We start from the raw sequence: 14,991 nt of genomic DNA on the forward strand, positions 1-14,991 counted from the left end.
AATAATCACTCTCCTTCCCCTAATAATTCTATTTTTATTGCCAAATCTCTTTCAAACTCAATAATAGGAATTACATTTTTATCTAAATCTAATTCCTTAATCTTTTCACCTCTATATGTGTCATAGTAGATTACTTTAATTGGGGGTTTTATTAATAATTCAATACTGCCTAAGAATTTCGAACTATCCATATTAGGAATATCTTTTTTATATTGATAGGCCTCTTTAGCATTATAAAGCCATAAAAGTATATATTTCTTACCTTGAAGTCCTATAACCTTAATCTCTCTATTATAGACGTTAAATTTATAATTTGTTAACCTTTCAAATTTTTCCTCTAAAAAATTTATATCCTTAACAAAATCCGCTAAAGCCCTATAATGAAAATAAAGATTATTAGGATGAATGTGATTATCCCACCACCAAGACATTGCAGTACCAGAAGCACCAGACAAAATGGTAGTCCAAATAGCATTATGTATAACATACCCATTAGGATCTACCCAAAGATCATTTCCACCAGCATCCAACCCAAATTCTCCCACAAGATGAGGTTTTCTATATTTTTCTTTATAAGCTATAAGAGATAATAGGGCATCAATATATCTATTGCTTTTATAAATATGAGTTTGTACAAAGTTTAATCCAGAGATACTGTCAATCTCAGGTTTTCCAGGAGAGAAAGCAAAACTTGTAGTTATTAGATGTTTCCAGGGATCAATACTATTAAGATATTTAGCCATATCTTCATGCCACTTTTTAACCTCTCCTATAACAAAAGCAGTTGGAGAAATAATATCTACCTCATTCCAAAATTCCCAAGCAAAAACATTAGTGCTATAACCATATCTTGCCACAATATATCTTAACTTATTTTTATAATATTTAATCATCTCATTATTAGTCCAAAAATCTTTGGGTTCTTTCAAGGGTCCTCCATTTTTTTCATAATGGGGTGTATGTTCCCAATATGGATATGCTCCTTCCTTCTGATATCTAAGTTCATTGTAACTGTCAAAACAAAACATTATGTACATATTTAATTTTTCCGCTAAATTTAATACATAATCAAGTTTCCACGCATTTTCAAGATCATATTCTTTAACAGATTCCCTTTCCAAAGCAAAAGTAGCCCATGAAGGTCCAAGCCAAACTCTAAAATAATTTCCACCATTTTCAGCACATTTAGGAAGCCATACATCGTAATCATAAGTACCCTTAGATGTTGCCCAACAAATGTTCGCCCCAATAGGTAAAAATTGTCTCCCATTATCAAACTTAAAATATCGCCAATTCTTTTCGCTAACCCTTATATACCCGGGTTTTTCAGATTCCTTTACATATATAGTATATTTATCTGATGAGACTTCTCTTCCTGTTTTATCTTTAACTTTTATAAAAAATTTATATGAGCCTATATTTATTGGAGAAAATCTTATTTTGAAATATGGATCCCCCACAGGAACCAAATATTCGTAATCATTTTTTAGTTCTCTTTTATATTCTTGATAGAAAAATCCTGGAACCCTATATTGATTACCATACTGATCTTCAAAAATTCCTTCTACATCTATTTCTTGGGGGTCAAAAGGATTCAAGTATGAACCCTGTAGAAAAATAGACACTTCAAATAAATTATACCTTCCTAATTCCATTTTAGAGATATCTATCCCTAATATATTCAAAGGTCTATTGTCTTTATATCTTGACTCATAAGATCCTATACTATTCCTTACACTACTTTCTTTCATACACCCACAAATAATTAATATTATTGACAAAATCAAAAACAATATGAAATCTCTCACAATTGAACCCCTCTCACCCCTTAAGCACCTATACTAAATGACATGCCACAAAATGTCCTGGAGAAACCTCCCTTAAGGCAGGTTCTTGTTTTCTACATGTTTCCATCACATACTCACATCTGCTTTGGAATCTACAACCTTGAGGCAAGTCTATAGGAGAAGGTACTTCTCCCTTTAATGCTGAAAATCTTCTTTGCCTTTCCCCATCTCTCGGCATCTTAGGTACAGAAGCAAGAAGAGCTCTTGTATATGGATGCAATGGATTTGTATATAATTCTTCCTTTGGAGCCATTTCTACTATAGTACCAAGGTACATAACAGCAACTTTATCAGATAGGTATCTTACCACTGCCAAGTCGTGGGATATGAAAAGGTAAGATATCTTAAATCTTCTTTTTAGTTCATAAAGTAGGGAAACAATTTGAGCTTGTATAGATACATCCAATGAAGAAACAGGCTCGTCTGCAACAATAAATTTAGGATTTAAAGCAAGAGCTCTTGCTATTCCTACTCTTTGCTGTTGACCCCCAGAAAATTCATAAGGAAAAGCATCTATTACCTCTCTACCTAAACCTACTATTTCAAGAAGCTCTTCTACCGCTCTTCTTCTTTCTTCTCTTGTTCCTATATTGTGAATTATTAAAGGATCTTCTATGTTTTGTCCGACTGTCATCATAGGATTTAATGAAGCTAATGGGTCCTGAAAAATTATCTGCATAAATCTCCTCTTTTGCCTTAACTCTTCCCCCTTAAGCTTCCTCAAATCAGCCCCATCAAAAATTATCTCTCCAGCATCTGGTTCAATCAGTCTAAGTATAGATCTACCTAAGGTAGATTTTCCAGAACCACTTTCTCCCACGAGACCTAACGTTTCTCCTTGTTCTAAAGAAAAAGATACATTATCTACTGCTCTCAAAAACTTCTTTTTAACAGGAAAATACTTTTTTAAATTTTTAACAACTAAAAGTTCAGGCATTGAATTTTCCTCCCTTCACTAAATGACATGCCACATAATGTCCATCTTCTACTTCCTTATATTCTGGCTCTACTTCTCCACATATATCTTGAGCATATGGACACCTTGGATGGAACCTACAGCCAGATGGGGGATTCACAAGGCTTGGTGGGTTTCCAGGAATAGGTCTTAATGAACCCTCTTTTGCATTTATATCAAGAGTAGATGAAATTAAACCTTGAGAATATGGATGTAATGGATTTCTAATAAACTTCTCAGTAGATGCATACTCTGATATCTTTCCTGCATACATAACCATTATTGTATCAGCAAAATTCATAGCCAGTGTAATATCGTGAGTAATAAATATTACACTAGTTTTAAATTCTTCCTTCATGTCAGAAAGAAGATTCAATATTTGGGCTCTTACTGTAACATCCAAAGCTGTAGTAGGCTCATCAGCTATAACAAGCTTAGGATTACATGCAAGAGCTATTGCAATCATAACCCTTTGTCTCATCCCACCTGAAAATTGGAATGGATAATCCCAAACTCTCGTCTTATATTCAGGAATTCCTACAAGCCTTAAAAGTTCGATAGCTCTATCCCTTGCTTCCTTATCAGACATTACTTTATGCCACAAAATAGGTTCCATTATCTGGATACCTACTCTCATTATGGGGTTCAAACTGGTCATTGGATCTTGGAAAACAATAGAAATATCTTTACCCCTTACTTGTCTCAGTTCTTCTTTATTTAGTTTCAATAAATCCTTACCATCAAAAATAGCTTCTCCATCTACTATTCTTCCATTTCTTTTAATAAGCCTTAAAAGAGAAAGAACCGAAACAGTTTTTCCAGATCCACTTTCGCCCACAATCGCAAGAGTCTCCCCATAATTTACCTTATAACTTATACCATCAACCGCTTTTACAACACCATCATATCTATCAAAATAGGTCTTTAAATTATTAACTCTTAATAGTTCTGCCATGGCTTTATACCTCACTCCTTGGATTTAATGCATCTCTTAAACCATCACCTACATATGTAAAGGCAAGAAGAGTAAGAGCAAAAGTAAGTACTGGGAAGATCACCATATGAGGAAATCCCATTATATAACCAATTCCAGCTCCAATCATATTACCCCAAGAAGGCATTGGTGGTCTTACTCCCATTCCAATTAAAGCAAGACCTGCTTCAATCCATATTCCATTTGGTATACCAAAGGCTAAACTTACAATAATTGGTCCTAACATATTGGGAAGTATATATTTTCTAATAATATACGATTCTTTAGCTCCTAAAGCTCTTGCCGCTTCAACAAATTCTGCATGTTTTAGATACATAACCATACCTCTTATTAAACGAGCCATTCCTGCCCATCCTGTAAGTCCAACAGCAACAAGAATTGTAAAAAGACCTCTACCCATAACAGTAACTAAAATAACGTTAAAAAGGAAAGTAGGAAACGCATACATTATATCTGTTATTCTCATAAGGAGTGTATCTATCATTCCACCTCTATATCCTGCGATAGAGCCTATTATTACTCCAATAATAAGTACCACTATTTGGGAACCAAAACCCACTAACAGAGCATTTCTCATAGCATATAAATTTCTACTAAACATATCTCTTCCAAGGTCATCAGTACCCCACCAAAATTTGGCACTCGGCTTTTCAAAAGTATGAGCATAGTGGGGTTCATCATAAGGATAGGGAGCAATCCATGGGGTAAATATGGAGACAATTATTATTATGATAATATAGATTAATCCAGCAACTGCCATTTTATTTCTTTTAAATCTTCTCCAAGCAGAACTCCAATAGCTTGATCTTTTAACCTTTCTATTTATTGCAACTTCCATTTAGTAAAAACCTCCTTTTTCCTTTGAGCCTTTTATTCATATTTAATTCTTGGATCAAGAAATGCATATATAATATCAACCAACAAGTTCATTGACATTACAGAAAGAGAAAGGATAAAAGTAGATGTTACCAATAATGGATAATCTCTCATAGATGCAGCATTAACAAAGAGCTGACCAAGTCCAGGCACCCTAAATAGGTTTTCAATCCATACAGTACCTGTAAACAAAAAAGCAAGTTGAGGTCCAATAATAGTAACAATTGGAATCAAAGAGTTTCTTAAAGCATGTCTCATAATAACTGCTCTATCAGGTCCGCCTTTTGCATAAGCAGTTCTTATATAATCCTGATTAAGAACATCTAAAAGACTTGATCTCATAAATCTTGCAATTACTGCCATAGGACCTAAACCGACAGCTATAACGGGCATAATCATTTGTTTTGGAGATTCCCATCCCGATGAAGGAAGCCATCTTAACCAAACACTAAAAACAAGTACCATAATAACTCCAATCAAATAAGCTGGAATGATACTTCCAAGCATAGAGAAGAACATAGAAACATAATCTATCCATGTATTTCTTTTAAGAGCAGCAATAATTCCAAGAGGTATTCCAACAAGTACTGCAAGAGCCATAGATAAGATAGCAAGAGTAAAAGTAACTGGGAATCTTCGTGCAATCTGAACCTCAATAGGCTCATTAGGATTTGAAAAAGAAGGACCAAACTTAAATCTAAATGCATCTTTCAAATAATTCCAAATCTGTTTCCACAAAGGTACATTTAAACCATATTTTTCTTCAAACCCTTTTATTAAAACTTGCAATTGCTCAGGAGTTAATGTTGCAACTTTACCTGCGCTTGCCTGGAACTGAGCAATATTGAAAAAATCACCAGGTGCAAGCCACATAAGAATATATGTGATAATAATTACCACAACAATTGAGACAAAAATAGTAAAAAGCCTACGTATTATATACTTTATAAGCCCCATACTTTACCTCCTTTTAATAACAATTTAAAAAAGGGGAGGGCAATTATCCCTCCCCCTATTCTATCAAAAACTTAATCTATTTTTAATCCTTGAGATTTAGATATTTGAAATTGAAGAATCCAGGACCCCAAGAGAACTTATAGAGCATCAAACCTTCAAGTTTTGGATTCTTTACCCATTGAGCCTTTGCAAGATAAACTGGCACCATGTAGTATCTATCTTGCATACCCTGTAATGCATAATGGGCAATCTTAACTGCTTCACTAAATGGTCTATTTATAGCTCTAAATCTCCATCTATATGCTTGCTTACTTTCCTTGGAAAGGTTAAGATACCAGTTTTGGAATATTTCTTGCCCTGTAATTTCTCTTCCAGCAAGTCTCCAATAATTTGTCTTCTCTTCCTTTGTCTTTGCTGCCTTCCATTTTTCATATAATTCATCAAAACGCTCAAACCAGGTTGGTTTTCTTGCAATATCTTCTTTCCAAAGTTTTTCAGGTTCACTATCTACGATCTTCTTCCAAGTTTCATATAATGTCTTCCTCTTCTCAAGAAGTGGTGCCCAATCTGCCTGTGTTAAACCCCCATCTTTTCTTAACCAAGCATCATTTTCTTGGTTAAGCTCATGATATCTCTTCCTTGCAGAAGTTGGGAAGTCATAGAACCATATTGTATGATCAGAGTTCTTAAAGAGAGCTCCAATTTCCAAGTTGTTCATTGGGGCACCTATTACAGTAAATCCTGCCTTAGCATCTGGTGAGAATGATGGCCATACATAAGAGTTCCAATAAAGTCCAGACTCTACGTTTTCTATTATAACATTTATACCAAGATTCTTTTTCCATTGATCTACTATAAATTCTACAACAGGATCTCCGCCACCAGTTATGTAGAATACAAGAGTCTTAAGTCCTTTTCCTCCTGGATATCCTGCTTCAGCAAGTAGTTGTTGTGCCTTCTTTACATCAAATGGAATTGCCTTCATTTTGTCTCCTATTGGGTTACCATCTGGCCAATACTTGGCAAGAGGCAATGCCCTACCACCAAGTACATCTTTACAGAGTTTTTCTCTATCTATTGCCATTGCGAGAGCTTGTCTTAATTTAAGATTGTCCATTACAGGATCAAATCCACGAGACCATTGATAACCATTCCAGAAACAATCCATTACATCCTCATGAAATTCCTTGGAAAGTTTTGGATCTGCCATGACAAACCTATATTCTGCAACGTTTCCTATCATTGCTGCATCAAGCTCTCCTGCCATGTATTGTTGAAGTCCAAGTCCTCCGAACTTAAGCACAATCTTATCTACATTACCAGTTTCACCTACATATTTTGGATTTTTGACTAATACCATATCTTTACCAGGTGTCCATGATACTGGTATATATGGTCCATTTACTACTATTTTCCCGGGTCTCCACCAATTCTGTGGATCTGCCTCTACAGACTTCCTGTGAATTGGTACTCCCTGTGCTACGCAGAGCCATTCTTTCATATCGTATCTTGGTACATCAAGTCTAATTTCTAAGGTGTAATCATCAAGAGCTTTTACTCCAAGTTTACTTGGATCTTCCGCACCACTTTTTACTGCCCAGAAATTCTCAAAAAACTGAAGTGGTCCTGCCCACGCAGGTAAATCTTGAATCTTTGGACTTGCATAATATCTGAAGGACCACTCAAAATCTTTTGCTGTTACTGGATCTCCGTTAGACCATCTCTTATCTTTTCTTAATTTAAAAGTCCATACTTTATAATCTTTTGAAACCTTATAGCTTTGAGCAATAACAGGTACTACCTTTACTCCACCAAGTCCCTTAGGATCTGGTGCATATCCAAATAGACCTTCAAATATTGTACCTTGAGCTAATATATGTTGGGCTTGCCAATAGTAAGGAATTAATCCTGGTGTATCCCAATAAGGCAAGCTAACGACTTTTTCTTTTTGTCCACTTACCACTCCAGAAAGAAGAAGAACAGAAATCAAAACTAACAAGATAATTAAACCTTTTTTGTTACGCATCTAATCACTCCTCCCCCAAAAAGATTAAAGGTTCATTAAAGAAAAACGTTTTGAGAATTTGTTTTTGCTTAAATATCACCTCCTTAGCTCGCTGTGAATATTTTCAAAATAATTTTATCTTAAACTAATTTTTTTTGTCAATAGAATTTTAAGAAAAAATTAAGAAAATTACATTACTTTAAAGATTTCTATCTGAAAAAAACTTATTATTTTCAATTTGCTATAATTATTGTAAAGTTTGTATAATATCATACAAAAAAAATAAAAAGGGGTGAAAAATAATTGAAAAAAGTAAAGATAAACATAAGAGACATAGCAAAACTTGCAAACGTATCAGTAGCAACTGTTTCAAGGGTTATTAATGGAAGTCCTAATGTTAGTGAAAAAACAAGAAAAAAAGTATTAAAAATTATTCAAGAATATGACTACCATCCCAGTGCTTTTGCTCAAAAATTATCAAAAGCGAGAACTCAAATTGTTTCTCTCATTATCCCATATGAAAGAGGGTTTATTCTTTCAGACGCCTTCTTTCCTCCTTTGATTAAAGGAATAACAGAAATATTAGATAGAAATGAATATAATATTATGTTATCAATGCTTGAAACACCCTATATTCCAGAAAAATATATATCTTTATATAAACAGGGTGTAGTAGATGGCTATATATTAGCAAACGTGAAAAAAGACGATCCTTTTCCTGAAATGTTATATAATGACAATATACCTTTTGTAAGTGTTGGCAAAGTTTCATCAAAACTTAAAAAATATCCATATGTAGATACTGATAACGTAAAAGGAGCATATGATGCCACTATTTATTTCTTAGAAAAAGGTCATAAACGTATAGCCCTTCTTAAAGGAAATAACACTCATAGCTTTATACAAGAAAGATATGAAGGCTATATTTTAGCATTAAAAAGATATGGAGTTAAACCTGATCCAAAATTAATAGTTGAAGAAAGCTTAACTATTGACGGTGGCTACAAAGCTATGAAGAAACTTTTAAAACTTGAAAATCCACCCAGTGCTGTGTTAGCTTGTAGCGACTACATGGCAATAGGAGCTATAAATGCTGCTATAGAAGAAAATTGGGAAGTACCAGATGATATATCCGTAATTGGTTTTGACGATCTATATATAGATGCAAGAATAGATCCACCTCTTGCTTCTGTAAGACAGGAAATTGAAGAGATGGGTCAAGAATCAGCAAGACTCTTCTTACATATTCTTGATAATCCTAACGATTACGAACCCAAAATTATACCAGCTACTTTTATATGGAGAAAATCCGCCGGATAATGTCAGATAATATCTTTTTCCTCTGAAATAATCTTTACATTACCTACACCAGCTTTAACCCTTAAATGTATTATTTCTTTACTGCTTTCTTTTCCTTGTTCTATATTCTTATCCACTGTTACCTTTCCAATTCCAGCTTCTGTTGTAAGATCTAAAACACTACCTTTTGGAATATATACACTTATATTACCTACTCCACCTTCTACTTCTACATAACAGGATCTCTTGGGTAAAAAAATTTTTATATTGCCTACTCCACCTTTCACTTCCAAATTATTTAACTTAAAATTTCTCATATCTAAGGTGCTATTTCCAACGCCTGAATTAAATACAAGATCTATATTAGTATTAGAATTGATTTCTATGTCTACTTCATCTAATTTACCTATTCTTCCAAAAAAAGGAATCTCTCTATCAAAATCTTCAAAATTAAGACATAAACTCAAACTACCATTTATTTCTTCATCTTTTACTTTATTAATCTTAAAACCTGTATTAGAATTTATATATATCAGATCTCCTTTATTATCTTTCTCAAAACCTCTTAACAATACATTTCTGTTACCAACAGAAATACTTAAACTAATAGATTTTAAATTCTCTCTAAAAGGATACCTCCATTCTCTATAAAAATTATGGCCTCTGTTCCTAAAATATTGACTACTATAAGGAGAGAAAAAGATTATTAGTATAACTAAGCCGATAATTATCAAAACTAAAACCCAACCAAACCATCTCTTTTCTCCTAATATTAAATCAAGTCCCCAAAAAATAAATATTAACGGCCAAAATCTAAGAAAATCTTTTAAATAGAACCTGATTATTTCTATCTCTGATAATAACAATAACACTCCTATTAATATCAAAAAAATTCCAAATATGGATACTCTTCTCATAATCTTTTCCTCCTTTTATTTTTTGAACATCAATAAAAATCCTATGATTATAAGAGTTAAAGCCAAAACAATATTAAAAGATATGGTAAAAAAGTTAAAAGTTTTTCCCAAAAAATAAACTCCTATAGCAAGAAGAATCCAACCTAAAAGTTCATTTTTATGAGCATATATATCCTTTCTTTCTAATTCTCCATCTTCCTGTGATCCTTCTTCATACCATGGAGCTTCTGGTATAACTATTGCACAAAGAAGGTATAAAAGAAAACTAAAAGGACCCAATATTAAGATGGAAAATATAAAAATTAGTCTAATAATAACTGGATCTATACCCAAATACTCACCTATACCACCACTTACACCAAGAAAAACCCTATTTTTTTTGCTTCTATAAAGTCTCTTCATTTTTAAAATCCCCCTTTCTTATAGATGTTGAATTGGCCCAGAAGGTGTTATATCATCATGTTCATTCTTCTCAGAAATATCAGGTTCTTCCGGTATTATAAGAGCAGAAAGAAAATATACTACAACAAGGGAAAAATTGAAGGCTATCAAAAAGAAAATAAAAATAAGCCTTATTATTGTTGGATCAATATTCAAATATTCTCCTATACCACCACATACACCAAGTATAACTCTGTTTTTCTTACTTCTATATAATCTTTTTTCCATAAATTTATCACCTCCTCTACATATAATACGAAGAAATATTAAAAAAAGTTGCCTTTTAATTAAGTTTTAAGAAAATTTTAACAATAACTCAAATTTCTCTTTTTAAAATATGTAGCAAAAATAAGAAAGGTAAGGTGATGGGTGTTGAATTATAAAAAGATACCAGTTTTGAGCTTAGGTTTAGCATTACTTATCTTGGGAAGTTATTTAAGTTTTTATCTACCCTTTACTACAGTCCCATTTACTCTACAAGTATTATTTTTGTTTTTAATAAGTCTTTTCTTTTCACCTATGGAAACTTTCTATATTGTTTTCTCTTACCTAATATTAGGAGGTTTAGGGATTCCTGTATTCGCTGGAGGAAGAGGAGGCCTAAATATCCTTTTTGGAGCTACAGGAGGATATCTTTTTGGGTTCTTATTGGGAGGTATAACCATTTCTTTATTAAAAAGATATTCTGAGATCTTAGCCCTTATCTTTGGTATTTTTGTAATTTATTTATTAGGAAGCATGTGGCTTTCTATTGCTATAAAAATACCATATACAAAAGCAATCTTAACAGGAGTATTACCTTTTATACCCTATGACTTATTAAAAGGTATCATAGCACTAACAATATGGAACAAATTAAAAACTCACATAAAATCAAATAGTTAACTTCGCCAATATTTCTTCGGGTATAAGATCAGATACTTTTATTTCAGCAAGAGCCATAACTTCATCTGCACTACCATAATATATCAAAAGTTCATCGTCTAATTCTAAAATTTCATTGGAATCTTTGCTCTTTGGTACAACACCACAGGTAAATACCACATTAGGGACCCAACCAGTAGTTTCATATAGTTCTTCAGGTTGAAGAATAGGCTCTGATGATCTATATAAAATTTTTTCTGGATCTTCAAGAGATGTTAGTACAACTCCCAAACCATAGGCTCTTCTTCCCATCCAATTACCAACCCCATGATAAATATGAATCCACCCAAAACGTGTCTTTAGAGGTGGGGCTCCTGCCCCAATCTTTATACTATCCCAAGTATTAGGAGAAGGCATCAAAAAGGTTTTACCAACTTTTATACTTTTAGCTTTAAGCTCATCTGTATAAAGTATCTGCATATCAGGAGGTATTCTATGAATAAGAGCTACTTTCTTATCCAAAAGTTCTGGGAAAATTGTTACAAAATCATCCTCTTCTCTTTTACCATTTGAAAATTCCCTATTTCTTTCATTTACAACATAAAGTACTGCATCTTTATCTTCTAAGTACTTAAATATCGGGCCATTTCTCACCCAAGCATTATTCCATTCTTCAAAACTTTTAAATTTCTTTACCCCATCCAAAAAAGTATTTAAAGGTATCTTTGCCATAGCAAGCTGTACCACATCTCCATAAGCTGTATAGGTCATATATAACCAATCATCAATGAGAGTAATTCTTGGATCTTCAGTACCTCCTACCTCTCTAATCATTCCAAATGTTCTCTTCTGCCATTTTCTACGCTGTTCTGGCTTCTTTGGCATTTCATATTCTTCCTTAGGACCAAATATAGGATAGTCAAGTCTTCCTTCTTCTTTATAACCATCCTTTGACCACCACAATCCAATGCGAGAAACCCCATCTTCTCCCAAAGCTCTATAAAGCACATAAATAGTTCCATTAATTCTAATAGCTCCAGCATTATAAACTAACCTTTCCCATTTTATCTTCTTTCTGTTTATGTTTAAGTAAACATTTGGTCTTGCTCTAAATAATGGATTATTCTGAAATCTAATAGCCTTTTTAGATGCTCTATATTGGGGTGGTTCTAATAGTTCTCTAAAGATAAATAAAAATTGACTACCAACAAGTTCAGGAGAATGAGCATAGGCAAATGCTCTTGATGTACCGAGAATTATATCTCTTAGGTTTTTATTTTCAAATAATAGTTTTATTTTGTAAAAAAGATCATCTTTATTTTTAAACCTCAAAACACCTGTATAAAGCTCGGTTTTTGATATTCCCTTTATTTCTGTCCTTTCTTTACCATCAAATTTTATGGCTTCATTGTATAAAAAATTATTAAATATCTTATATTTTATAACGAGAGGTGTCCCCCAACCTATAAGTTTATAAACCTCAAAAGGTTCCACTTCATCTCCTCCATCCATAATAACCATTTCGGAAGCTCCCACGATTTGCAAATCATCATCCCATATTCCACCTAATATAACAGAATCCACATTAAGCTTATTTTTAGCAACAAATTTTTCAACCTTCAACTTCCTTTCATAAGTAGAAACTAAAACAACAATATAAAGATTTAATAAACTTTTTACATAAGAAAGATAAAATAGGACATTCTCAAAAGAATAATCGCCCATTACAAGAATTATCCTTTTATCTTGAGGAAATCCCAACTTTTCTCTTGAGATCTCCAAATTCTTTTTAAAAACAGGATAAGAAGGAAATTTTACCAAATATATATTTTTAGGCAAATATTCTTCCCAAAAAAAGGAAATAATTCCATCCCACTTATGTCTCCATATAGGATGATCAGAATTTTTAATTGTTTTAGGATAATTTAAAAAAAGAGTTTTTCCTTTAACATTTCTAATCTCTTCTAATAACATTCGCCATGGAATATGATCCTTAGGACTATCAACAATTAGATATATCTTAGAATTTATATCCCTAATTTTATAATTATATTCAATTTCTACATTAAATCCTTCTTCTTTCCAATAATCAACTACTGGAGTTAAAAAATCATGAAACCCTAATAATGTTATTTTATCTCCCTTTCTTAATCCTGCCATCATAATACCTTCAACTCCTCCATCAAGTCTTTCTCTAATTCATTCCAAAGGATTATATTAATAGAATCTATAAAAAAATCAAGCCAAAAAAGTTACAAAAAAATCATGTATAATATTAAGCATGTGGTTAGAAATTATTTACAAAAGATTAATAAAAATCCTTCTTTTTTTATTTGTCATTGTTTACTTTACCCTTTCCAATACCTACGAAGAGGAATTTAAAAATCTATCCTTAGCTTTTGCAGGGGATCTTTTTCTCCAAAAACATTTATCAAATTCTTATTATGATCCATCAAGCAAGAAATATTATTTTCCTCCTGATATATTTGAAGAAATAGAGGAATATATTAGAAAAGATTTTTCTTCCATTGTGATTGATACTCCTATTGCCTCAAATATATTTCAAGTATCAGGTTACCCCCTATTTAACGCTCCAGTAGAAATTTTAGATCTTCTTAAAAAAAGTGGATTTAATATTATGATTCTGTCAACAAATCACATATTTGATAAGGGTGAAATAGGACTAACAGCTACAATAGAGAATATAAAAAAGAGAGGATTATATTATGTGGGTGCATATACCTCAGAAGAGGACAGTAAAAATTTCCTTGTTTTATCTAAAAACGGCATAAAAGTAGGAATTCTTGCATATACATTTAGCATCAACGGTTTTAGTTTACCTAAAAACAAAGAATATATGGTTAATCTCATAAATGAGGACAAAATCAAAGAAGATATAAGAAAGATAAAGAATTTAGTTGACTTTACAATCATTTATCTACATTGGGGATACATAGAATACTCTGAAAAACTTGAATCCTATCAAAAATCGCTTGCTAAAAAAATAATATCATGGGGTGGAGACTTGATAGTAGGAAGTCACCCCCATTCAGTAAGACCTTACGAGAAGATAAATGGAAAATGGTGTTTTTATTCATTGGGGAATTTTTTCACAGACCAATATGGACTAAATATACCTCAAGTAAAATTTGGATTAATATTAAATATAACATTGAACAAGTATAAAAATAAAACCTTTATCATTAGAAAAGAGATAATACCTATATTCATTTCAAAGACCACAAAGGATAAAAATAATCCTCATAGATATAAGGTTATAAAAGCAGAGAAAATAACTAATTTGACATATGTAGAATCTGATTCTAAAATATACCTAAAAAAAGTCCTTAATTATATATCGAAAGGGGAATAAATTTATGAGAGAAAAAGCTATGGCTATCCTTTTAATATTTATAGGTCTCCTTTTGCTCCTAAGTAATTTTGGGATTCTTTCAGGAAATCTCTTCCTTTTAATTATTAGTGCCATATTTTTGTTTTCATATTATAGATTTAACAGAAATATAGGATTTCTCATTCCAGGATGTATCTTATTAAGTATAGCTTTATTTAATATTTTACAATCCCTATACACTATCAACCCTGTATATATCATTTCATTTATAGGATTTGGATTTCTAATGATTTTCTTTATTCATTCATCTAAAAAAGAGTACTCCTATGCAGAAAAGTACTGGTCTATATATCCAGGAATCATCCTTATCTCTTTTGGTATCATACTAGGCTTAATATCAAAATCTCCAGAATATATAAGATATTTATTCCCCATACTTCTTATAATTATTGGAGCTTTACTACTTTTTCGTTCTATAAAATAA

The 14,991-nt window shown here is 32.2% G+C and carries 14 protein-coding genes; 4 read left to right on the forward strand and 10 right to left on the reverse strand.

Annotation, left to right across the window (positions count from 1 at the left end; all coding sequences use genetic code 11):
- Positions 1-5: 5 nt before the first annotated feature.
- The 6 genes from ACY3IT_RS08620 to ACY3IT_RS08645 all read right to left on the reverse strand — a co-directional run bounded on the left by ACY3IT_RS08620 (position 6) and on the right by ACY3IT_RS08645 (position 7,655).
- Complete coding sequence (locus ACY3IT_RS08620; RefSeq protein WP_463082535.1) at positions 6-1,808, reverse strand: hypothetical protein; 1,803 nt, start codon at positions 1,806-1,808, stop codon at positions 6-8.
- Between the two features lie 28 nt (positions 1,809-1,836).
- On the reverse strand, positions 1,837-2,784 hold the full coding sequence (locus ACY3IT_RS08625) for an ABC transporter ATP-binding protein (protein ID WP_463082536.1): 948 nt from the start codon (positions 2,782-2,784) through the stop codon (positions 1,837-1,839).
- Positions 2,777-3,757 (reverse strand): ABC transporter ATP-binding protein, encoded by a 981-nt coding sequence (locus tag ACY3IT_RS08630; RefSeq protein WP_463082537.1) that lies wholly within the window; start codon positions 3,755-3,757, stop codon positions 2,777-2,779. Before ACY3IT_RS08630 ends, ACY3IT_RS08625 begins: the two co-directional genes overlap by 8 nt.
- Before the next feature lie 4 nt (positions 3,758-3,761).
- A complete protein-coding gene (locus ACY3IT_RS08635) occupies positions 3,762-4,634 on the reverse strand; it encodes an ABC transporter permease (protein ID WP_463082538.1) in 873 nt (290 codons plus the stop codon).
- A gap of 32 nt (positions 4,635-4,666) precedes the next feature.
- Positions 4,667-5,629, reverse strand: a complete 963-nt coding sequence (locus tag ACY3IT_RS08640; protein ID WP_463082539.1) for an ABC transporter permease — start codon at positions 5,627-5,629, stop codon at positions 4,667-4,669.
- Positions 5,630-5,711: 82 nt separating this feature from the next.
- The gene (locus ACY3IT_RS08645) at positions 5,712-7,655 is read right to left on the reverse strand and encodes a peptide ABC transporter substrate-binding protein (RefSeq protein WP_463082540.1); all 1,944 of its coding nucleotides are present in this window, start codon (positions 7,653-7,655) and stop codon (positions 5,712-5,714) included.
- Between the two features lie 282 nt (positions 7,656-7,937).
- Between ACY3IT_RS08645 and ACY3IT_RS08650 the strand changes: the two genes are divergently transcribed.
- Complete coding sequence (locus ACY3IT_RS08650; protein ID WP_463082541.1) at positions 7,938-8,954, forward strand: LacI family DNA-binding transcriptional regulator; 1,017 nt, start codon at positions 7,938-7,940, stop codon at positions 8,952-8,954.
- A gap of 2 nt (positions 8,955-8,956) precedes the next feature.
- On the opposite strand, the gene ACY3IT_RS08655 is transcribed toward ACY3IT_RS08650, so the two are convergent.
- From ACY3IT_RS08655 to ACY3IT_RS08665, 3 genes are read right to left on the reverse strand one after another with little or no spacing between them, the layout of a single operon-like run.
- Positions 8,957-9,850, reverse strand: coding sequence for a LiaF transmembrane domain-containing protein (locus ACY3IT_RS08655; RefSeq protein WP_463082542.1), 894 nt, complete (start codon positions 9,848-9,850; stop codon positions 8,957-8,959).
- Positions 9,851-9,865: 15 nt separating this feature from the next.
- Positions 9,866-10,252, reverse strand: coding sequence for a PspC domain-containing protein (locus ACY3IT_RS08660; RefSeq protein WP_463082543.1), 387 nt, complete (start codon positions 10,250-10,252; stop codon positions 9,866-9,868).
- A gap of 18 nt (positions 10,253-10,270) precedes the next feature.
- The gene (locus tag ACY3IT_RS08665; RefSeq protein ID WP_463082544.1) at positions 10,271-10,519 is read right to left on the reverse strand and encodes a PspC domain-containing protein; all 249 of its coding nucleotides are present in this window, start codon (positions 10,517-10,519) and stop codon (positions 10,271-10,273) included.
- 144 nt (positions 10,520-10,663) lie between these two features.
- Here ACY3IT_RS08665 and ACY3IT_RS08670 point away from each other — a divergent pair, with 144 nt between their 5' ends.
- On the forward strand, positions 10,664-11,176 hold the full coding sequence (locus ACY3IT_RS08670) for a biotin transporter BioY (RefSeq protein WP_463082545.1): 513 nt from the start codon (positions 10,664-10,666) through the stop codon (positions 11,174-11,176).
- Here ACY3IT_RS08670 and ACY3IT_RS08675 read toward each other — a convergent pair.
- Complete coding sequence (locus ACY3IT_RS08675; RefSeq protein WP_463082546.1) at positions 11,165-13,318, reverse strand: glycoside hydrolase family 130 protein; 2,154 nt, start codon at positions 13,316-13,318, stop codon at positions 11,165-11,167. The two genes, ACY3IT_RS08670 and ACY3IT_RS08675, sit on opposite strands and share 12 nt — an antisense overlap.
- Positions 13,319-13,436: 118 nt before the next feature.
- Between ACY3IT_RS08675 and ACY3IT_RS08680 the strand changes: the two genes are divergently transcribed.
- On the forward strand, positions 13,437-14,528 hold the full coding sequence (locus tag ACY3IT_RS08680) for a CapA family protein (protein ID WP_463082547.1): 1,092 nt from the start codon (positions 13,437-13,439) through the stop codon (positions 14,526-14,528).
- Positions 14,529-14,532: 4 nt separating this feature from the next.
- Entirely contained in the window at positions 14,533-14,991 is a 459-nt protein-coding gene (locus tag ACY3IT_RS08685; RefSeq protein ID WP_463082548.1) for a hypothetical protein, read from the forward strand.

This window comes from Dictyoglomus sp. GBS (assembly GCF_055179815.1).

Bases quoted from the DNA above. Each gene is read 5' to 3' on its own strand.
- ACY3IT_RS08655 (WP_463082542.1), bottom strand. From the start codon at position 9,850: ATGAGAAGAGTATCCATATTTGGAATTTTTTTGATATTAATAGGAGTG.
- ACY3IT_RS08625 (WP_463082536.1), bottom strand. From the start codon at position 2,784: ATGCCTGAACTTTTAGTTGTTAAAAATTTAAAAAAGTATTTTCCTGTT.
- ACY3IT_RS08665 (WP_463082544.1), bottom strand. From the start codon at position 10,519: ATGGAAAAAAGATTATATAGAAGTAAGAAAAACAGAGTTATACTTGGT.
- ACY3IT_RS08640 (WP_463082539.1), bottom strand. From the start codon at position 5,629: ATGGGGCTTATAAAGTATATAATACGTAGGCTTTTTACTATTTTTGTC.
- ACY3IT_RS08675 (WP_463082546.1), bottom strand. From the start codon at position 13,318: ATGATGGCAGGATTAAGAAAGGGAGATAAAATAACATTATTAGGGTTT.
- ACY3IT_RS08630 (WP_463082537.1), bottom strand. From the start codon at position 3,757: ATGGCAGAACTATTAAGAGTTAATAATTTAAAGACCTATTTTGATAGA.
- ACY3IT_RS08660 (WP_463082543.1), bottom strand. From the start codon at position 10,252: ATGAAGAGACTTTATAGAAGCAAAAAAAATAGGGTTTTTCTTGGTGTA.
- ACY3IT_RS08685 (WP_463082548.1), top strand. From the start codon at position 14,533: ATGAGAGAAAAAGCTATGGCTATCCTTTTAATATTTATAGGTCTCCTT.
- ACY3IT_RS08635 (WP_463082538.1), bottom strand. From the start codon at position 4,634: ATGGAAGTTGCAATAAATAGAAAGGTTAAAAGATCAAGCTATTGGAGT.
- ACY3IT_RS08645 (WP_463082540.1), bottom strand. From the start codon at position 7,655: ATGCGTAACAAAAAAGGTTTAATTATCTTGTTAGTTTTGATTTCTGTT.
- ACY3IT_RS08680 (WP_463082547.1), top strand. From the start codon at position 13,437: ATGTGGTTAGAAATTATTTACAAAAGATTAATAAAAATCCTTCTTTTT.